The following is a 19,070-nucleotide window of genomic DNA, read 5'->3' on the forward strand; positions in this document are numbered from 1 at the left end:
AATGACGGAATACCTGACTCACGACCTGATCCTCAATCTAGGCGAGGAAGCACCTGAAGACCTCACGCTCAACATGCTGCGCTTTCGTGCCCGAGACACCACGTTGGTAATGGCACGCAGCCCCGTCGCCAATGACAAGACCCTGGACCAAGCCATCGATGACCAACTGCGGATGCTGCGAAAAAAGTCCGGGGCAATGACCATCACACCCACGAAGATCGCGCGTTTGGGGGGCGGTGAACACTCCGTCGAAGCCCGCGAAATGGCCATTGAATTCAAGGTGGGGGACAAGCCCAATTTCCAGCTCCAGGCCGCCTGCATGATTCCAGGGCAGCACCGGCTGCTGGTGATCAACTACAGCAAGCCAAGCCCTTTGAGCAGCGACGACATCGAGCACTGGCGCGCAATCAAACAACAGCTCCGATTCACCTGACCCCTTCACCACCCAGGTCAACCTCATTCAGAACTTCTGGAGCTTGCAAGCCATGGCGCAGATCGTTCACGCCGCCCGCATGGGCGATGAAATCCTGCATCCGTCCCTGATCGCCGAAATGGTCAGTGCAGTTGCAGAGGCCGTCATTTATGCCGCAGCCACCGCCGCCGTGGCTGCCGCTATCAGCCTGGCCGTTGTCGGTACTGTCGCGACGGGGGGCGCAGCTGGCATCGCCATCGCCGCCGTTGCGGGGGTGGCGGTCGGTGCGATGAGCACCCTTTCGGTCGGTGAAGACCAGACTGTCGGCGATGCCATCTCCCGCTTTTGCGACAGCCTTGGCAACAGCGTGGATGCACCCGCCCCCTACGGAAAGATCGAAAGCGGGTCACACAACGTGTTCGTCAACAGCAAGCCCGCCGCTCGCGCAGCCGGTATTACAGGGCCGCCAGGTGGGGGAGCGGCCGACGCAGAGCAAGCAGAGCCTTCGATTCTGGAGAACGTGGGTTCCATGGCCATGGCGGCGGTGCCCTACCTGTTCCCCGTGGTGGGGCTGGGCATGGCGATACGCGACATCTTCAACCCGCCCGTCACCACGCCAAAGGACCCCGGCGCGGAATCCAAAGAGCAGGACAAGATTTCATGCAGCCGCCACCCGCCTCTGCCCGAAAACCATATTGCGCAAGGGTCGGACAAAGTCTTCATCAACGGCCAGCCTGCAGCGCGATCGGGTGACAAGACCACCTGCGATGCCACGATCGATGTGAATGAGAAGGTATCGCCGAATGTACGCATTGGCGGCGGAACGGCGACGGTTCGGGATATTCGCAATGGCAAGAGCAAGATTGCGATGTTTACCGGGATCATTGCGGGGATACTCATTTCACGACGTTTTGGGCGCATCAAAGGTTGCAAATTGGGCAACCCCGTTGCGGTCGCCACGGGTAGCAAGTTCCAGGACGGTCCAGAGGATGTTGATTTCAACTTACCTGGCTTGCTGGGAATCCAATGGGCTCGTAGTTACGACAGTAGAGACTTACGCACTGGCGGCCTGTTCGGAAAGGGCTGGAGTGTTCCTTATGAAGTTGAACTGGTCCGCGTCCCGCATCCTGACGGCGGCGAGTTGTGGATTTACGTCGATGAAGAAGGCAATCGCCTGGAACTCGGGCGCCTGCGCGCCGGCGATGCCTTTGTCAGTGTTGTGGACGGCTTGGCTTTCTTCCAGTTGGAGGATGGCCAAACAGTTGTCGAGGACATTCATGAGGGACGCTACAAGGTTTTTGATGTCGACCCGCACGAGCCCAGTCGTTCAAGACTCATCAGGCTGAGCGACCGCAATCTCAATTACGTAGATGTGCTTTACGACAAACAAGGTCGCCTGCAAGCACTCTATGACAAGTACGGCCAGACGGTTGTCCAGCTTCACTATGATGCTGCGCATACAAGGCGCGTATGCAAGGTGTCGCGGCTCTTCCTGTCAAACAACGGTGAGCCCGCTATCGAGCGGAACGAGCTGCTGGTCAGCTACAGCTATACCGACAGAGGGCAGTTGCAGGAAGTCCTGGATGCGACAGGTCAGGTGGTGCGCCGCTTCAGCTATACCGAAGAGGGCTATCTGAAGCGCCACCAATTGGCTAGCGGCGCCGTCCGCGAGTACGAGTGGGAGCGCTACACCATCCCTGAAAAACGCCCTTTGCCTGTAAGAGCAAATGGCACACCCTATCGCCTGCCACCTTTGCTTGAGCCGCAACCTGACCACGAATGGCGGGTGGTTCGCCACTGGGGTAGCGATGGGGAGGAGTACAAGTTCGAGTACAACCTCGAAGAAGGCGAAACCCTCGTAACAGACGGACTGGGACGTATAGACCGCTATTTCTGGGGCCCGCTATACGACGTTTACAAGCATGTCGATGCACTTGGGAACTGCTGGCAAGCAGAGATCGTCGCCGGCCAGTTGGTCAAACGAACTGATCCACAGGGCGGCGAGTGGGAATACAGCTATGACGATATCGGGCGTCTGATCGAGACACGTGACCCGCTTGGGCGAAGCGAACGCATAAGCTATCTGCGCCACTGGGCCTTGCCCGTTCAGGTCACAGACGGAGCAGGACGTACCCGGCGCTACGGCTACGATGCTCATGGCAATTTACTGTGGGAACAGGACCCACTGGGCCGGAGCACACAGTATCAATACAACCCGGAAGGTCGTGTTACCCGCGTCACCGATGCCCTCGAAAAGACCAAGCACCTGGGTTGGAACACCCGTGGCCAGTTGCTCAGCTATCGCGACTGCAGCAACAACCAGACGCTGTACCACTACGACTTGCATGGCCGCCTGAGCGAAAGCATCAATGCCCGCGGAGAGCAGACCCACTTCCGCTATGACGCTCGCGGCTATCTCATAGAAAGCGAACGACCCGATGGTCGTATCGACCGCTACGAAGTTGATACCGCCGGCCAGCTGACGCGCTACATCGATCCCGCGCAAAAGATCTTGCAGTTTCGCTATGACCGCAGCGGCCGCCTGGTAAAACGCACCGATGCCATGGGGTACAGCGTGAAGTTTCGCTACGACGCCTATGGTCGCCTGCTGCAACTCACCAACGAGAATGAAGAGTCCTACACGTTTGGCTGGGACAAACTTGACCGCCTGGTGGCACAACAAGATCTGGATGGAAGTGGCCGGATATACGAGTACGACACACTCGACGGTGTCACCAGCCTAACCCATGTCCCCTCTTCATACGAACAGCCACCCCTCTCCGACAACGCCCCGCCGACACGGGCCACTTCGATTCGCCATGATTTCCAACGTGATGCCGTTGGCCGCCTGCTGAGCAAACGCACCGAGGATGGCATCACCGACTACAGCTATGACCCCGCCGACAACCTGTTGTCCATCACGTTCACGGACAACCAGGGTGAGCAACAGCAGCTTGATTACACCTATGACGCGAACGGGCAGTTGCTCAGCGAAACCAACAGTGCCGGGCTGCTGCAATACCGCTATGACGAACTGGGCAATCTGCAGACGTTGACACTGCCTGACCAGCGACAACTGAACTACCTGCACTACGGCAGTGGGCACCTTCATCAGATCAACCTGAACGGCCGGGTCATCAGTGACTTCGAGCGCGATGCGGTGCACGACGAAGTGCTACGTACTCAGGGAAGTCTCATCACTCGCACCCGCTATGACCAGAGCGGCCGTCTGGGTAGCAAGACCATCCACTATCGCGATGCCCCGGTTGAAATGCTGCCTTTACTTGAGAAGAGCTACCGCTACGATGCTAGTGACAACCTGATTGCTGAGATTCTGACCCAAACCCAGCGTCGTGGTGTTGCCGACGTTGCAACTGAAGACGCCGCACACCTTGAACAGATCATCGGCCATTTTCATCGCTCCCCACACACCGGCAAGAGTTACACCGGTAGCAACCGGTATGGCTACGATCCGAACGAGCAGTTGCAGAGTACTCAGCAGTCTCGCCCCAACTGGCAAGCGACACAGGTTGAGGATTTCAAATATGACAAGGCCGGCAACCTGTTCGACGGGCCGAAGCTCAACGGCCTGATCAAACACAACCGTGTACTGGTCTATCAGGACAAACGCTATCGCTATGATCGATTTGGGCGATTGTGCGAGAAAAGGATTGGGAGTAACTGGGTACAGTACTTCGAGTACGACGCTGAACAACGTCTGATTTGCGTAGACCAGTATCGCAGCGGTGAGCGCGAACGTGTTGTGTTTCGTTACGATCCACTGGGAAGACGAATCAGCAAGGAGGTTTACCAAGACGAACACTCTGAACCACGTCAACAGGTAGTGTTCTACTGGCAAGGGTTCCGCCTGCTGCAGGAGATACAAAGTGGTATGTACAGTCTTTTCATCTATGCCAACACGAACGGCTATGAGCCATTGGCGCGAATAGATGGAAGTCCTAGCCAAGAGGATATCCACTATTTTCACACCAACTTGGCAGGACTTCCTGAACAACTAACTGATAGCAATGGGGATATCACGTGGCGAAGTGACTATCATGGCTGGGGCAAGACACATGGCGAGTGGCACCGCTTAGCAGAAAGACGACAACAAAATCTTCGACATCAAGGCCAGTACGCAGATATTGAAATATCTTTTTATTACAATATTTTCAGACTCTACGACCCAGATCTTGGTCGCTTCACACAGCCGGATCCTATCGGGCTCATGGGTAACACCAATCTTTATCCATACCCACCGAATCCGACTACCTATACCGACCCACTTGGTCTGGACTGGAACTACGTCCTAGTCGACAGTAGTGGCCCATATTACCATGGGCGCGCATCTGATAAAGAAACCCTAAAGACCGTAGCGCGGCGCCATAGTAAGAACAAAGGTATCGATGGATACCGCTTCCAAGCTGGAGATACAATTCACCAGGTCACACCAGTCGGCACGAGAAGAGACATTGTCCGGGGGATAGAAGATATTGGTAGTCGCGAGAATGGCGTACTTGGCCGTGGAACAGGTAGAGTTAGAGGAAACGTGGATCCTGGCATCTCAGACAAAAACCGTAACCGTTCAGCATATCTTGCTCAAGCAGGGGCGTATTTAGAAAGCAAAGGGGTCACATCACCAACCAAACTTCCCTCTCTTAACAACATGGCTCACCCACACACCCCACCCACTCAGAAAATCCCAAGTATTTGCAAATAGCAGAGCACTCCATCATGAAAATCCCAGCCAGAACCAAAAAAGCGTTAAAGAATTACTCTATAGGTATAGACAGCCATGACGAAGATATCAGCATCTTGATTGAATCAGAGCTATACATCCCCCCAAAAACAATGTCTCACGACGAGTGCCTGAGGTGGCTTGACCATTCACTCAAATCAACATCCAAAAAACTTGTTACAGATCACTTCCTCTACGGGGTTCAAAACTTCAAACCTGAATACAGAGCCGCTTTTTCGGCCTTTTCAGTTGCATCAAAGTTACCACGCCACACTTACCAAGGACTCGACGTTTACTGCAAAACTTGCGGAGCCTTCGAGACTCAAACCATAGACCTGACACTTATCAACTGCTCCAGATACCTCTACGGCTCATTAAGAAGCATGACTCCTGCAGATCTAGCTCTCTATTTACAACTAGACACTAATCTACCAGCACCAAAAAAATTCACAAACGAGAGATTCATAGTTCTTTTAAGCGAACTAGCCATCTCTCCAATAAACGAGACTCCCACATCGCTACTTAAAAGACTAAGCAACAATAAGCACTTAAATTTTCCAAAAGAAGAAATCAGAGGCCTACTAGAAACTCTCGGATTTACCGGAATCTTGCAATCCCCTTTGCACCCAGGCTATATCTATGAATACACACCTCCCTTTTCAAAATCCGCAAAAACATCAAAATCTGATTGGCGATACCCCATTGACTTCTGGACAGGCACAAACGGAATTAATGACTCAGCTATAAAATTTTGGTTTTCCGAACAGCAAGATATCATGGACAAAATATAAAAACTCACAGCAATTGGAGTGAGCGAACAATAGAAACCAATATAGATGTATATCTATTGCTGCCGCTCCTGCCCTAGGGACTCTCCGATCAAGTCAGCACAACCAGAGCCATGGAACGCGGTGAAGGCATGGATATGATGAATGTCGAGCTGACCATTCACTAAGCGAAAAGGGCGATCAACAGACATCCAGCAGTATGTCTGTTGCCACCAAATAAAACCACTTGCCCACAGGAGAAAAACATGGAACTCCCTTTCGCAAAATTCCAAGCCCAATACACCAACATGCAAAGTGGTGCCATTAATAAAAATCCACTTTACGCAAAGGTTAAGACAAATGGGCAAGAAAAAGCTATTTACCCATAATGACATCATGCTCAACGACTCACTGCCAGGATTGAGCATTAACTCATTAAAACAGATATTCCCTAACAATTTCCCTGAAAGAGACAGCCTAATATCATTTTACTCCACCTATAATGGAGGATACCTTGATGGCGGCGCCTATATCTACAGAGAAGACATTTACACCTTAAAGCCAGACGACTACAACCTCCTAGAAATCGAAGCGTTCAACTTTATACCCGCGCACCCAAACCAGACACACTCAAGATTAATGTCGACAACAGAAAAACTAGACTTAAGAATAATTCATCACAAAGCTAACTCCTGCTTTCTTTCAAAAAACATCCCTTTCGCGGGTGACGCTGGCGACAACGACTTCTGGATTGACACAGCAACCGGAGTTATTAGATACACGAGATCAGAGCACCTATCCGATCCCTCGAGCGCAATACTTATCGCTCCCAATTTTCGCGCTTTCCTCGACGCCATAAGAGGATCGAGAAAACCATAATTATGTAAATATCACCATCTGCGTGGCGTTATAAACATTGACGGCGATTGCAGATAGATCTGCAACCACCGTCAAATCAATACTACTTTATGGTCAACCAAAGCAGGCGAACAACAGACATCTCAGCAGTATCTGTTGCCGCCGCTTCCGACCTAGGCGAGGAAGCACCTGAAGACCTGACGCTCAACATGCTGCGCTTTCGTGCTCGAGACACCACGTTGGTAATGGCGCGCAGCCCCGTCGGCAACGACAAGACTCTAGACCAAGCCATCGATGACCAACTGCGGATGCTGCGAAAAAAGTCCGGGGCAATGACCATCACACCCACGAAGATCGCACGTTTGGGGGAGGTGAGCACTCCGTCGAAGCTCGAGAAATGGCCATTGAATTCAAGGTGGGGGACAAGCCCAACTTCCAGCTCCAGGCCGCCTGCATGATTCTAGGTCAGCACCGGCTGCTGGTGATCAACTACAGCAAGTCAACATGCCACTCAACATCAATTAAGCCAGCAAGAACAAAAAAATAGGAGCTTGCCCATGAAAGAACTAAAAACCTGGAAGTGGGAAGATAAAGAGAGAACAATGCTGAGAAAAATCTCTGTTGGAGATATATTTTGCCTCACCAAAGACAACAGCAACTATCATTTCGGTAAAATCTTGTCAAAAATGATTGTAGGCCACGCAGTCGAAATATTAAATATCACTAAAGACAGCCCATCAATCACCCAGCAAGAACTTGAACAATCAGCCTTAGCAGGCCGACCGCTACTGCTAGATAGTTACGCTTTATTCGACAAGAAAATTGACAAAGGTGGCGACTGGAGAATAATTGGCCATCAAGAGATATCATCACCAGAATCCTATCGAAACTACTACTTCCTGTACGGAACACACAACAACTGGAAAAAAGTCAACATCCTCAATGAGGAAGTTGAAATATCAAATACAGAGGCCCTAACGCTCCCCTTGCTTAAAGCTCTTAGCAATCACAGATTCTGGGAAACAATAAACGAAGAACTAAAGCTAAACTGGTAAAACCATAATTTCACCAGCATAAGTGTACGCAACCGGACTTGTCGACCAATGAGATGTCCATGCAGTTCATGCACGAAGAACACCATGGACCTCATCGTCACATCGGCGGAGCACACGAGGCTACCTTGGTCGGCCCGAAGGGAGAAGAGATCTATTGCGATGAGTGGGGCCGAGTAAAGGTCAGCTTTCCCTGGTACCGTGAAAGCCAGAACAACGAGTCAGCTCCTGCCGGGTGCGGATATCCCAAGGCTAGGCCGGTAGCTGCTGGGGCTTGATGAGGAGCTCGGAGACCACACCCCACACCTCGTCCGAGTATTCGTAACGCTTTGCCATCACAGAATGCCTTTCCGTCGATGCCGGGGGACTCTGCAAAGTTTCAGCGTTCGAGGGGCGGTGATTGGGTTTCTTGGGATTTCGTACAAAGCCTGGAAAGGCCCGAATGCCATGGATCCTGATGGATCTGACTGAAACGAAAAAAGACGCCGAAGCGTCTTTTTTCAATGATTTACAGATTTCCATGGAACCCTGTAAATCTATATTTGGAGCGGGAAACGAGACTCGAACTCGCGACCCCGACCTTGGCAAGGTCGTGCTCTACCAACTGAGCTATTCCCGCGTCGTGATGGGTGCCATTCTAGCGATTTCTAAAACAGCGTCAACCCCTTGATTCAAAAAAACTTTTATTTCTGCTCAGAGCCTTCGCGCAGGTGCGGCCAGGCGGCCAGCAGGTAGTGCACCATCGACCACAGGGTCAGCCCCGCCGCCACCAGCAGCAGCGCGTAGCCGAGGATTACCCAGAAGGTCACCGCCGGCGGGTTGGCCAGCAGGATCACCAGCGCCAGCATCTGCGCCGCGGTTTTCCACTTGCCAAGGTTGGACACCGCTACATGCGCCCGGGCGCCCAGCTCGGCCATCCACTCGCGCAGCGCCGACACCACGATCTCGCGGCCGATGATCACCGCGGCCGGCAGGGTCAGCCAGAAGTTGGCATGGGTCTGCACCAGCAGCACCAGGGCCACCGCCACCATCAGCTTGTCGGCCACAGGGTCGAGGAAGGCACCGAACGGCGTGCTCTGCTGCAGGCGACGCGCCAGGTAGCCGTCCAGCCAGTCGGTGGCGGCGGCAACGGCGAACACACTGCTGGCGGCCATGTAGCTCCAGTGGTACGGCATATAGAACAGCAGTATGAAGATCGGGATGAGCAGGACGCGTAGAACGGTGAGCAGGTTTGGAATATTCATCGGTACGACTGGCCGCAAGTTGAGCCCGCATTCTACTCGCTATGCAGGCTGGCATAAATCGACTCGGCAAGCTTTTTACTGATGCCGGGTGCTTTGGCGATTTCATCGACACTGGCGCGGTTGAGCTCCTGCAGGCCGCCGAAATGTTTCAGCAGGTCGCGCCGGCGCTTGGGCCCTACCCCGGCCACATCCTCCAGGCTGGACACCCGGCGGGCCTTGCCACGGCGGGCGCGGTGGCCGGTGATGGCGAAACGGTGGGCCTCGTCGCGGATCTGCTGGATCAGGTGCAAGGCCGGTGAGTCGCCCTTGAGGGTGAACTCGTGGTGCACGTCGTTCAGGTACAGGGTTTCGAAACCGGCCTTGCGCGTCACGCCCTTGGCCACGCCAAGCAGGGTCAGGTCGCTGAAGCCCAGCTCCTGCATCACGTCACGGGCCATGTTCAGCTGGCCTTTGCCGCCGTCCACCAGCAACACGTCTGGCAGCTTGCCCTCGCCATCCTTGATGCGCCCGTAACGGCGGGTCAGGGCCTGGTGCATGGCGGCGTAGTCGTCACCAGCGGTGACGCCTTCGATGTTGAAGCGGCGGTAGTCGGACTTGAGCGGGCCTTCGGGGCCGAACACCACGCAGCTGGCCACGGTGGCTTCGCCGCTGGAATGGCTGATGTCGTAACACTCCAGGCGCTGCGGCACCTCGTCCAGGCCCAGCACCTCGGCCAAGGCCTCGAAACGTGCGGCCATGTGCTGGCGGTTGGCCAGGCGGGCATTGAGCGCCTGCTCGGCGTTGGTCACCGCCAGCTGCTGCCAGCGGGCGCGGGTACCGCGTACCCGGTGGCTGATGGTCAGCTCACGGCCGCGCAGGGTCTGCAGGGCTTCGCTGATGGCTGCGAAGTCTTCGTGCACCACGTTGACGATCAGTTCGCCCGGCAATTCGCGCTCGGCATTGCCCAGGTAGTACTGGGAGAGGAACGCGGCCATCACTTCGGCTACCTCCTCTTCGATGCCCACCTGCGGAAAGAAATTCTTGCTGCCCAGCACCCGCCCGCCACGCACACTGATCAGGTGCACGCAGGCGCCACCGGGGTTGACGAAGGCGGCGATAACGTCGACGTCGCCGCTGCCGCCTTCGATGTACTGCTGGTCCTGGACGCGGCGCAGCAAGGCGATCTGGTCACGCAACTCGGCGGCCTTCTCGAAATTGAGGGCCATGGCGGCCTTCTCCATCTCGGCATTGAGCTCATTGCCCAGTTGCTGGCTACGCCCTTCGAGGAACATCACCGAGTGGCGCACGTCCTCGGCATATTCCTCGGCGGTCACCAGGCCCGTGCAGGGCCCTTTGCAGCGCTTGATCTGGTATTGCAGGCATGGCCGGGTGCGGTTGGCGTAGTAGCTGTCTTCACACTGGCGCACCGAAAAGGCCTTTTGCAGCAGGCTGAGGCTTTCACGAATGGCCCCGGCGCTGGGGTACGGGCCAAAGTAGCGGCCCTTGGCCTTCTTCGCCCCACGGTGAATACCCAGCCGCGGGAACTCGCCGTCGGAAAGGAACACGTAGGGGTAGGATTTGTCGTCGCGCAGCAGGATGTTGTACGGCGGCCGCCATTCCTTGATCAGGTTCTGCTCCAGCAGCAGCGCCTCGGTTTCATTGGCGGTGATGGTGGTTTCGACCTGGGCGATGCGCGCCACCAGCGCGGCGGTCTTGGGAGCCAGGCCGGTCTTGCGAAAATAGCTGGCCAGGCGTTTCTTCAGGTTCTTGGCCTTGCCCACGTAAAGCAACCGGGCTTCGCCATCGAACATCCGGTAGACGCCCGGGCGACCACTGCAGGTCGCCAGGAATGCGCTGGCATCGAAAACTTGAGACATGAGGTTTACAGGCTTGCGTCGACCATACCGTGGCGAACGGCCAGCAAGGTCAGTTCGACGTCGCTGGTGACCGAGAGTTTTTCAAAGATCCGATAACGGTAAGTATTGACGGTCTTGGGCGAGAGGCACAACTTGTCGGAAATGATCTGCACTTTCTGGCAGCCGACGATCATCAGGGCAATCTGGATTTCCCGCTCCGACAAGGCATCGAACGGCGAGCCCTGTGGCTGGAATGGCTTCAGCGCCATCTGCTGGGCAATCTGCGGGCTGATGTAGCGCTGGCCGGCGAAGGCCAGGCGGATAGCCTGGACCATTTCGTCAAGGCCGGCGCCCTTGGTAAGGTAGCCAGCAGCGCCGGCCTGCAGCAGGCGCGTGGGGAACGGGTCTTCCTCGCACACGGTCACGGCAACCACCTTGATGTCCGGGTGGCTGCGCAGCAGCTTGCGGGTGGCCTCCAGGCCGCCGATGCCGGGCATTTTCACATCCATCAGCACCACATCCGGCTTCAGTTCACGGGCCAGCCTGAGTGCCGACTCGCCCGAATCGCCCTCACCCACCACCTGCAGGCCATCGATGTCGGCCAGCATGCGTGTAATACCGGTTCGTACCAGATCGTGATCGTCGACCACTAAGACCCTAATCAAGCACACACCTCGTCAGCAGGGCGATTGGATCCTGCCACCTTAACAAAATTTTTCACGGCGGACCTAACGCATTCCTTCCGTAAGAAACGCCTGACGTTAAACCGTAAGCGGCCTCACTGTCTGCCTGGATTTGTCGTTGTTGGTCAACCGCCGCAACAAATGCCAGAGTGCAGCCTGATCGTCGCACGACAACTGCCGGAAAGCCCCCAGCAAACAGGACTCATCGGCGCTCAGCCCCTCGAGCGGTACCGGGGTGCGGATACCGCTGAGCACATATAGCGCATCTACACCTCGGGTTGCCAATGCCGCCAGGTAATCAACCCGTGGCGTGCGTTCACCACTCTCGTATTTGCCCTGGGCATTGGGTTCGACCCCGCCGATATCGCCAAACACGCGTTGGGTCATCCCCAGACGTTCTCGCTCTTCCCTCAGCCGCGGACCGATTCCATTCATGGGGGTCTCCTTATCCCTGATCACAGTCATGTACGGCCTACCTACCTGCAGGCGGCCGTGAACGCCTGGGCACTATGCCGATGCTCACCAGTCGCGACAAGCCATCATTGAGCTATTAGTCGATCATGCGCTGCATGCGCACAAAGCATTCGTCCTCACCCATTTCGACGAAACCATGGCGCTGGTAGAGCACACGCGCCGGGTTGCTGCGAAACACCATCAGCCGCAGCAGCGGCAGGTGCCGCTGGCGGGCCCACAATGCCAGCTGCTCCAGCACCCAGCTGCCGACCCCACATCGACGGTGCTCGGGTAGCAGGTGCAACTCGCGGATGAACAGCGCCTGGCGGTCCTGGCTGAGGCTGCAGAAACCGAACACGGCGTCGCCTTCAGTCACCAGCCACTGCTCGCGCCAGCCCCAGGCTTCGTCGAAGGCTTCCTCTAGCCAAAGCAGGTCGTATTCGCGGTAGTACGGCAGCATGGCGCGGCGCGTGAGGTCACGGGCGAAGGTGCGGTGGGTGTCGTTGGCGGGGGTCAGTTTCAGGGACATCACATTTCGGACTCTTCGGTTTGCCAGGCCCGGCCCTATCGCCGGCAAGCCAGCTCCCACAGGTACAGCGATAGCCTTGAAGGCAGCGCCGTACCTGTGGAGCAACTGTCTTGTATTGCCTGTTTTGACCCTATCGCCGGCAAGCCAGCTCCCACAGGTACAGCGATAGTCTTGAAGGCAGCGCCGTACCTGTGGAGCAACTGTCTTGTGTTGCCTGTTTTGGCCCTATCGCCGGCAAGCCAGCTCCCACAGGTACAGCGATAGTCTTGAAGGCAGCGCCGTACCTGTGGGAGCTGGCTTGCCGGCGATAGGGCCAGCACAACGAATACCAATCATTGGGCGTAGCACACGGGCGAACTGCCGGGCCCACGCCGGTCCAGTTCATCCTCCAGCCATTCAGCCAACACCCGGGCATTGTTGTACTCGGTATCCTTGCCCGCATAAAGCAATGTCAGCGTGCCCTTTCCGGCCTGGTCCAGCAGCGGGTACCAATACTCGGGGTGGGCCGCCAGCTCTTGCTGGTAAAGCTGAGTGAAGCCGGCGAAATCCACTTCACCCTGGTGAAACGCCTTGCGCAACTCATCCGAGGGTGCAACTTCGCGCAACCACTGCCCGTGCAGGTCTTCCTTGCGCTTGTTGCGCGGCCACAGGCGATCGACCAGTACGCGCAGGCCGTCGTCCTGCTCAACCGCATCGTAGACACGCTTGCAGCGAATCATGGGTCTCTCCTGCCATTACCGTCCGTCTTGAGCCTAGATAAATCATTGATCGAGGTCACGGCCGGGTTACGAATTGTTTCTATGCTCAAGGCCTTCGGCACCCTTGCCCCACCCCGACCGGAGCCACCATGGCAACCCCCTCACTGGCCAGCTTGCCGCAACTGGCCCAACGCGATGCCCGCCCGCAACTTGCCCACAAGCCCGGGCGAGCCACCCTGGTGTTGTTCTTCGGCCTGCTGCTGGCCGGTATCGCCTACACCGCCTGGAGCCTGAAGCAGGATGTGACGGCCAGCGGCACGGTAATCACCACGGTCACGCCATTCCTGCTGCTGGGCCTGGCGTTGCTGATTGCCCTGGGCTTCGAGTTCGTCAATGGCTTCCACGACACCGCCAACGCGGTGGCCACCGTCATCTACACCCACTCGTTGCCGGCCCCCGTCGCCGTGGTCTGGTCCGGGCTGTGCAATTTCCTCGGCGTGCTGCTTTCCAGTGGCGCGGTGGCGTTCGGCATCATCGCCCTGCTGCCGGTGGAGCTGATTCTGCAGGTCGGCTCCTCGGCCGGTTTCGCCATGGTCTTCGCCCTGCTGCTGGCAGCGATCATCTGGAACCTCGGCACCTGGTGGCTGGGCCTGCCGGCATCATCCTCGCACACCCTGATCGGTTCGATCATCGGTGTGGGCGTGGCCAATGCCCTGATGCACGGGCGCGACGGTACCAGCGGCGTGGACTGGGCCCAGGCCAGCAAGGTCGGTTACGCCCTGCTGTTCTCGCCACTGATCGGCTTTGCCTGTGCCGCCCTGTTGCTGCTGGCCCTGCGCGCGCTGGTCAAGCGCAAGGCGCTGTACCAGGCGCCGGAAGGCCAGACACCACCACCGTGGTGGATTCGCGGTGTACTGATCCTGACCTGCACCGGGGTGTCCTTCGCCCACGGCTCCAACGACGGCCAGAAAGGCATGGGCCTGATCATGCTGATTCTGGTTGGCACCCTGCCGATGGCTTATGCATTGAACAAGACCATGCCCAATGAACAGGCCTTGCAGTTTTCCGCAGTCGCCGAGGTTACCCGCCAGGCACTGGTGCGCGACGCCCCGCAAGCAGCACCGGCCGACCCACGTCAGGTGCTGACTACGTTCATTGCCGAGCCCAAGGCCAACCCCCAACTGATACCGGCGCTGGCGGCACTGACCGGCATGATCGGCGAAGAGGTCAAAGGTTATGGCTCGCTCAAGCGGGTACCGGCAGAAGCCATGGCCAACGTGCGCAACGACATGTACCTGACCAGCGAAGCCATCCGCCTGATCGAGAAGAACCAGCTGGTGATGTTCGATGCAGACACGCGCAGTCAGGTGCTGCTATTCAAGACCCAGCTGGACGATGCCACCCGCTACATCCCGCTGTGGGTGAAAGTGGCCGTGGCCATCGCACTGGGGCTGGGCACCATGGTCGGCTGGCGGCGCATCGTGGTGACGGTAGGCGAGAAGATCGGCAAGACCCACCTCAGCTATGCCCAAGGGGCTTCGGCCGAAGTGGTGGCAATGTGCACCATTGGTGCGGCGGACATGTTCGGGCTGCCGGTGTCGACAACCCACGTGCTGAGTTCCGGGGTGGCCGGGACCATGGTGGCCAACGGGTCGGGGATACAGAAGCATACGCTGGTCAACCTGTTGATGGCCTGGGTGCTGACCCTGCCGGCAGCGATGCTGTTGGCCGGCAGCCTGTACTGGCTGCTGCACCACATCTTCTGAGCCTGAATACAGTTTCGCCTTCACTGGCCCTATCGCCGGCAAGCCAGCTCCCACAGGTTCACCACAGCATTCAAGCCCTGTGCAGTACCTGTGGGAGCCGGCTTGCCGGCGATAGGGCCCTTACAGCCAACCTCAACCTGGAATTTTCAGCCCGCGTTGCACGGCCGGCCGCTCGAGGAACGCCGCCAGCACCCGCTGCACTTCCTTGAACTGATCGAAGCCGACCAGGTCTCGGGCGTTGTAACGCTCAACCAGGTTACGCACCCACGGGAAGATCGCGATATCGGCAATGCTGTACTCGTCGACCATCCATTCCCGGCCGTTCAGATGCCGGTCCAGAACACCGAGCAGGCGCTTGGACTCGTTGACATAACGGTCCCGCGGGCGCTTGTCCTCGTATTCCTTGCCAGCGAAGAAATGGAAGAACCCGACCTGGCCGAACATCGGCCCGATGCCACCCATCTGGAACATCAGCCACTGCAAGGTCTGGTAACGCTGTGCCGGGTCCTGGCTGAGCAACTGGCCGCTCTTCTCCGCCAGGTACTGCAGGATCGCCCCCGACTCGAACAGCGGCAGCGGCTGGCCGCCCGGGCCATTGGGGTCGAGGATGGCGGGGATCTTGTTGTTGGCGCTGAGCGAGATGAACTCGGGGCTCAGCTGGTCATCGTTGTCGAAGCTGACCTTGTGCGGCTCATAGGCCAGGCCAATCTCTTCGAGCATGATCGACACCTTGACGCCGTTGGGCGTCGGCAGCGAGTAAAGCTGCAGGCGCTCGGGGTGTCTGGCGGGCCATTTGCGGGTAATGGGGAAAGCACTGAGATCGGTCATGATCAACCTTGCCTGGGGAATGAAGCTCTCACTCTAGAGACATCCCCGGCCGCTGACCATCACCGACCACTCATCAGCACTGGCACCTCACGCCTGGCCGTGGGCCTTGAGCTTGAGCTTTTCGGTATCGACGCGAACGAATACCGAGTCGGCAGTCACTGTCAGCACATCATCGGCCCAGACTTCGCAGATCACCCGGGTCTTGCGCCCGACTTCACCTTCCACACGCGCCTTGAGCAGCAGTTCGACGCCCATGGGCGTGGGCTTGAGGTAGTTCAGGCCAAGGCTGCCAGTGACGCAGTCGATGCGCGGCAGGCTGCCCGCTTCGCGACCTTCGTTGCGGTAGTGGTAAGCCATTGCCGTCCAGTTGGAGTGGCAGTCGACCAGCATCGCCAGCAACCCGCCGTAGACCAGCCCGGGCCAGCCGATGAAGGTACTGTCGGGCGCGTGCCGGCACACCAGGTGGATGCCGTCGGCGTCCCAGTGGCTTTGCAGGTGCAGGCCGCTGGGGTGGGAGCAACCGCAGCCGTAGCAAGTGCCGTCGGGTGCGGCGAGGGCCTGGAGGGAAAGGGAATGGTCGTTCATACGCTTCCTGTGCTTATTGATATGGGGGGCGCGCAACGCCCCCACATTAAAGCAGAAACATCAGGCCGCCTGGGCAACCACCCTGGCGCGCCGCTGGGTCAGCGAAACCAGCAGGATGAACGCGGTCACCCCGGCAGTCATCAGCGTCTCGTAGCGGTAGGCATCGCTGAACAGCATGTAGCCCAGCACCATGACGATTGTGCCGATCACCAGCCAGGTCAGCCACGGGAACAGCCACATCTTCAGCTCCAGCGGCCGCCCTTCACGCTCGGCACGGGCCCGCATGCGCAGCTGCGACACGGCAATCACCAGGTACACCAGCAAGGCGATGGCGCCGGTGGTGGACAGCAGGAAGCCGAATACCTTGCCCGGGAACACATAGTTGACAAAGCATCCGGCAAAGCCGGCCAGGGTCGAGAAGATGACCGCCACGGTCGGTACGCCAGAGCCGGAGATACGCTTGGTAACGCTCAGTGCCTGGCCGCGGGCACCCAGCGAATAGAGCATGCGCGACGCGGTGTACAGGCCCGAGTTCATGCAGCTGGTCACGGCCACCAGCACCACGATATCCACCAGCAGCTTGGCACCCGGCACGTTCAGCACTTCCAGCACGCGCTGGAACGACCCCACCGCTTTCAAGCCCGGGTCGTTCCACGCCACCAGCGACACCACCAGGAAGATCGACGCCAGGTAGAAGATGGCGATGCGGTACACCACCAGGTTGGTGGCGCGGCGGATCTTGTCTTTCGGGTTGGCGGTTTCGTCAGCCGCAATGGTGACGATTTCGGCGCCGAAGAACGAGAAGATGGTGATCAGCACGCCACCGAGCACAGTGCCGAAACCGTTGGGCATGAAGCCGCCGTTGTCCCACAACCGGCTGACCCCCGACACCTCGGCCAGCGGCCAGACGCCGAACACCGCCAGGCTGCAGACCACGATGAAGGCGATGATCGCCACCACCTTGACCAGTGCGAACCAGTACTCGAAGGCACCGAAGCTCTTCACGCTGATCAGGTTGGTACCCGACAGCACCAGCATGATCAGGAAGGCGAACAGCCACGACGGCACGCCAGGGAAGTAGGCATGCAGGATGTCGGCACCGGCAATGGCCTCGACCGGAATGATCAGTACCCAGAACCACCAGTACAGCCAGCCGATGGTAAAGCCCGCCCAAGGGCCGATGGCTTCGGAGGCATAGGTGGAAAACGAGCCACTGTTGGGGTTGGCGATGGCCATTTCGCCCAGCATGCGCATCACCAGCAGGACCAGCAGCCCGGTCATGGCGTAGGAGATGAGGATGGCCGGGCCAGCGGTGGCGATGGCGTTGGAGGAACCGATGAACAGGCCGGCGCCGATGATGCCGGCGATGGAGATCATGGATACCTGACGGGACGTCAGGCCGTGCTGCAGGGAGCGCTGTTTGTTGTTGTGTAGCGAAGCCATGAAGAACCCTCGAATGGGTCGGCCGCAGCAAGGCGGCTGAAGACTGGAGCAGAATTCTTATAAATTTCTGATGTTCGTTGTTGTTGTTTTGCAGATGCCGGAAGCGGGTACTGACCTCCTCTTCGCACGACCGGTTGTAATCGTTGATCCAGGTCAGTATTAATCTATAGGGCGGGGTCAACAAACGACCTTTTCGAAACACATGATTCCGTTATGGAATGAACTCCTTCCTTTTTTGCTCGGTATTTGCCCGTCATGTCCAAACGCCTGATGCCTTCGACCACCGCCCTTCAGTGCTTCGAAGCGGCCGCCCGCCACCTGAGTTTCACCCGCGCGGCCCAGGAACTGCACCTGACCCAGAGCGCCGTCAGCAAGCAGGTAGCGCAGCTCGAAGACATGCTGTCGCACTCGCTGTTCCAGCGCATTCGCCGGCGCCTGCACCTGACCCCGGCAGGCGCGCTGTACCTCACCGAAGTGAACAAGATCCTCACCCAGATCGACATTTCCAGCCGCTACATCCTCAGCTACGGCGACGAGACCGAAGTGCTGCGCATCGCCACACAGCCCACCTTCGGCGCACGCTGGCTGGTACCCCGGCTGAAGGGTTTTGGCGACCGCTACCCGCGCATTCACCTGGATATCCGCAACGAGCTGGAGCCGTTCGATCTGGTGCAGGCCAAGGCCGACATTGCGTTTTTCTTCGGCCAGGGCACCTGGCCCGGGGCAACCTGCATCGAGTTGTTCAGCGAGGAAGTGGTGCCGGTGTGCAGCCCGCAACTGCTGGCCAATTACCGTTTCGACAGTGCCCAGGCGCTGACCGAACACCGCCTGTTGCAGTGCGTGTCGCGCCCGGAGGCCTGGCACGAATGGTTCCTGGGGCTGGGGCTGCACAGCCAGAACAGCTACCACGGGCCCCGCTTCGACACGTTCTACCTGTGCATCCGCGCGGCCATTGCCGGCTGCGGCATCGCCCTGATTCCGCGCTACCTTGTGGCCGAAGAGCTGAGCGAGGGCAAGCTGGTGGTGGCCTGGGACCACCCGGTGGCGAGCAATGGCCGGCACTTCATCGCCCATGCCGAGCATGCGGCCGAAGTGCCCAAGGTCAGGGCCTTCGTGCAGTGGATTCGGGAGCGGGTGGCCGAGGGGGATTGATGCTGCCTGCATCGGCCTCTTCGCGGG

At 57.9% G+C, this 19,070-nt stretch carries 17 protein-coding genes and 1 tRNA gene; 8 read left to right on the forward strand and 10 right to left on the reverse strand.

The features are described 5' to 3' along the window. Position 1 precedes the first annotated feature (1 nt). From ACK1U9_RS13915 to ACK1U9_RS13940, 6 genes are all read left to right on the forward strand, one after another. A complete protein-coding gene (locus tag ACK1U9_RS13915; RefSeq protein WP_025339904.1) occupies positions 2-433 on the forward strand; it encodes a DcrB-related protein in 432 nt (143 codons plus the stop codon). A 52-nt stretch (positions 434-485) separates the two neighbouring features. Continuing rightward, positions 486-5,132, forward strand: a complete 4,647-nt coding sequence (locus tag ACK1U9_RS13920) for an RHS repeat-associated core domain-containing protein (protein ID WP_449109954.1) — start codon at positions 486-488, stop codon at positions 5,130-5,132. Between the two features lie 14 nt (positions 5,133-5,146). Beyond that, complete coding sequence (locus ACK1U9_RS13925) at positions 5,147-5,941, forward strand: hypothetical protein (protein ID WP_146190384.1); 795 nt, start codon at positions 5,147-5,149, stop codon at positions 5,939-5,941. A gap of 242 nt (positions 5,942-6,183) precedes the next feature. Then, positions 6,184-6,306, forward strand: a complete 123-nt coding sequence (locus ACK1U9_RS13930; RefSeq protein WP_256220376.1) for a hypothetical protein — start codon at positions 6,184-6,186, stop codon at positions 6,304-6,306. Next, on the forward strand, positions 6,278-6,796 hold the full coding sequence (locus ACK1U9_RS13935; RefSeq protein WP_108480809.1) for an SMI1/KNR4 family protein: 519 nt from the start codon (positions 6,278-6,280) through the stop codon (positions 6,794-6,796). The genes ACK1U9_RS13930 and ACK1U9_RS13935 overlap by 29 nt, the downstream gene beginning before the upstream one ends. 536 nt (positions 6,797-7,332) lie before the next feature. Beyond that, positions 7,333-7,830: an Imm26 family immunity protein gene (locus tag ACK1U9_RS13940; RefSeq protein ID WP_085599517.1), complete on the forward strand. Its 498-nt coding sequence runs from the start codon at positions 7,333-7,335 to the stop codon at positions 7,828-7,830. Between the two features lie 540 nt (positions 7,831-8,370). Here the strand turns inward: ACK1U9_RS13940 and ACK1U9_RS13945 are convergent. The 7 genes from ACK1U9_RS13945 to ACK1U9_RS13975 form a co-directional block, all read right to left on the reverse strand. Then, positions 8,371-8,446: transfer RNA gene (locus ACK1U9_RS13945), tRNA-Gly, on the reverse strand. Between the two features lie 64 nt (positions 8,447-8,510). Continuing rightward, positions 8,511-9,071: a CDP-diacylglycerol--glycerol-3-phosphate 3-phosphatidyltransferase gene (pgsA, locus tag ACK1U9_RS13950; protein WP_015271035.1), complete on the reverse strand. Its 561-nt coding sequence runs from the start codon at positions 9,069-9,071 to the stop codon at positions 8,511-8,513. A 32-nt stretch (positions 9,072-9,103) separates the two neighbouring features. Continuing rightward, entirely contained in the window at positions 9,104-10,927 is a 1,824-nt protein-coding gene (uvrC, locus tag ACK1U9_RS13955) for an excinuclease ABC subunit UvrC (RefSeq protein WP_013973365.1), read from the reverse strand. A 5-nt stretch (positions 10,928-10,932) separates the two neighbouring features. Further along, entirely contained in the window at positions 10,933-11,571 is a 639-nt protein-coding gene (gene gacA, locus ACK1U9_RS13960; RefSeq protein WP_015271036.1) for a response regulator transcription factor GacA, read from the reverse strand. 96 nt (positions 11,572-11,667) lie between these two features. After that, positions 11,668-12,024 (reverse strand): helix-turn-helix domain-containing protein, encoded by a 357-nt coding sequence (locus ACK1U9_RS13965; RefSeq protein ID WP_108480807.1) that lies wholly within the window; start codon positions 12,022-12,024, stop codon positions 11,668-11,670. A gap of 115 nt (positions 12,025-12,139) precedes the next feature. After that, the gene (locus ACK1U9_RS13970) at positions 12,140-12,571 is read right to left on the reverse strand and encodes a GNAT family N-acetyltransferase (RefSeq protein WP_108480806.1); all 432 of its coding nucleotides are present in this window, start codon (positions 12,569-12,571) and stop codon (positions 12,140-12,142) included. Between the two features lie 332 nt (positions 12,572-12,903). Continuing rightward, positions 12,904-13,290 (reverse strand): DUF488 domain-containing protein, encoded by a 387-nt coding sequence (locus ACK1U9_RS13975; RefSeq protein ID WP_108480805.1) that lies wholly within the window; start codon positions 13,288-13,290, stop codon positions 12,904-12,906. 128 nt (positions 13,291-13,418) lie between these two features. On the opposite strand from ACK1U9_RS13975, the gene ACK1U9_RS13980 reads away from it, so the two are divergent. Then, positions 13,419-15,035, forward strand: coding sequence for an inorganic phosphate transporter (locus tag ACK1U9_RS13980; RefSeq protein WP_108480804.1), 1,617 nt, complete (start codon positions 13,419-13,421; stop codon positions 15,033-15,035). A 132-nt stretch (positions 15,036-15,167) separates the two neighbouring features. Here ACK1U9_RS13980 and ACK1U9_RS13985 read toward each other — a convergent pair whose 3' ends face one another. The 3 genes from ACK1U9_RS13985 to ACK1U9_RS13995 all read right to left on the reverse strand — a co-directional run bounded on the left by ACK1U9_RS13985 (position 15,168) and on the right by ACK1U9_RS13995 (position 17,891). Continuing rightward, complete coding sequence (locus tag ACK1U9_RS13985) at positions 15,168-15,863, reverse strand: glutathione S-transferase N-terminal domain-containing protein (protein ID WP_046615603.1); 696 nt, start codon at positions 15,861-15,863, stop codon at positions 15,168-15,170. Between the two features lie 87 nt (positions 15,864-15,950). After that, positions 15,951-16,448: a PaaI family thioesterase gene (locus tag ACK1U9_RS13990; protein ID WP_061551111.1), complete on the reverse strand. Its 498-nt coding sequence runs from the start codon at positions 16,446-16,448 to the stop codon at positions 15,951-15,953. Positions 16,449-16,508: 60 nt separating this feature from the next. Then, positions 16,509-17,891, reverse strand: a complete 1,383-nt coding sequence (locus ACK1U9_RS13995) for an amino acid permease (RefSeq protein ID WP_108480803.1) — start codon at positions 17,889-17,891, stop codon at positions 16,509-16,511. A 255-nt stretch (positions 17,892-18,146) separates the two neighbouring features. Between ACK1U9_RS13995 and gcvA the strand changes: the two genes are divergently transcribed. Continuing rightward, positions 18,147-19,043 carry a transcriptional regulator GcvA gene (gene gcvA, locus ACK1U9_RS14000; RefSeq protein WP_046615600.1) on the forward strand — a complete coding sequence of 299 codons (897 nt, stop codon included), beginning with the start codon at positions 18,147-18,149 and terminating at the stop codon, positions 19,041-19,043. Positions 19,044-19,070 lie beyond the last annotated feature (27 nt).

It is taken from the genome of Pseudomonas sp. XP1 (assembly GCF_053557675.1).

Bases quoted from the DNA above. Each gene is read 5' to 3' on its own strand.
- ACK1U9_RS13930 (WP_256220376.1), top strand. From the start codon at position 6,184: ATGGAACTCCCTTTCGCAAAATTCCAAGCCCAATACACCAACATGCAA.
- ACK1U9_RS13940 (WP_085599517.1), top strand. From the start codon at position 7,333: ATGAAAGAACTAAAAACCTGGAAGTGGGAAGATAAAGAGAGAACAATG.
- gcvA (WP_046615600.1), top strand. From the start codon at position 18,147: ATGTCCAAACGCCTGATGCCTTCGACCACCGCCCTTCAGTGCTTCGAA.
- ACK1U9_RS13925 (WP_146190384.1), top strand. From the start codon at position 5,147: ATGAAAATCCCAGCCAGAACCAAAAAAGCGTTAAAGAATTACTCTATA.
- ACK1U9_RS13985 (WP_046615603.1), bottom strand. From the start codon at position 15,863: ATGACCGATCTCAGTGCTTTCCCCATTACCCGCAAATGGCCCGCCAGA.
- ACK1U9_RS13965 (WP_108480807.1), bottom strand. From the start codon at position 12,024: ATGAATGGAATCGGTCCGCGGCTGAGGGAAGAGCGAGAACGTCTGGGG.
- ACK1U9_RS13935 (WP_108480809.1), top strand. From the start codon at position 6,278: ATGGGCAAGAAAAAGCTATTTACCCATAATGACATCATGCTCAACGAC.
- pgsA (WP_015271035.1), bottom strand. From the start codon at position 9,071: ATGAATATTCCAAACCTGCTCACCGTTCTACGCGTCCTGCTCATCCCG.
- uvrC (WP_013973365.1), bottom strand. From the start codon at position 10,927: ATGTCTCAAGTTTTCGATGCCAGCGCATTCCTGGCGACCTGCAGTGGT.
- ACK1U9_RS13990 (WP_061551111.1), bottom strand. From the start codon at position 16,448: ATGAACGACCATTCCCTTTCCCTCCAGGCCCTCGCCGCACCCGACGGC.
- ACK1U9_RS13980 (WP_108480804.1), top strand. From the start codon at position 13,419: ATGGCAACCCCCTCACTGGCCAGCTTGCCGCAACTGGCCCAACGCGAT.
- ACK1U9_RS13915 (WP_025339904.1), top strand. From the start codon at position 2: ATGACGGAATACCTGACTCACGACCTGATCCTCAATCTAGGCGAGGAA.
- ACK1U9_RS13995 (WP_108480803.1), bottom strand. From the start codon at position 17,891: ATGGCTTCGCTACACAACAACAAACAGCGCTCCCTGCAGCACGGCCTG.
- ACK1U9_RS13970 (WP_108480806.1), bottom strand. From the start codon at position 12,571: ATGTCCCTGAAACTGACCCCCGCCAACGACACCCACCGCACCTTCGCC.
- ACK1U9_RS13920 (WP_449109954.1), top strand. From the start codon at position 486: ATGGCGCAGATCGTTCACGCCGCCCGCATGGGCGATGAAATCCTGCAT.
- ACK1U9_RS13975 (WP_108480805.1), bottom strand. From the start codon at position 13,290: ATGATTCGCTGCAAGCGTGTCTACGATGCGGTTGAGCAGGACGACGGC.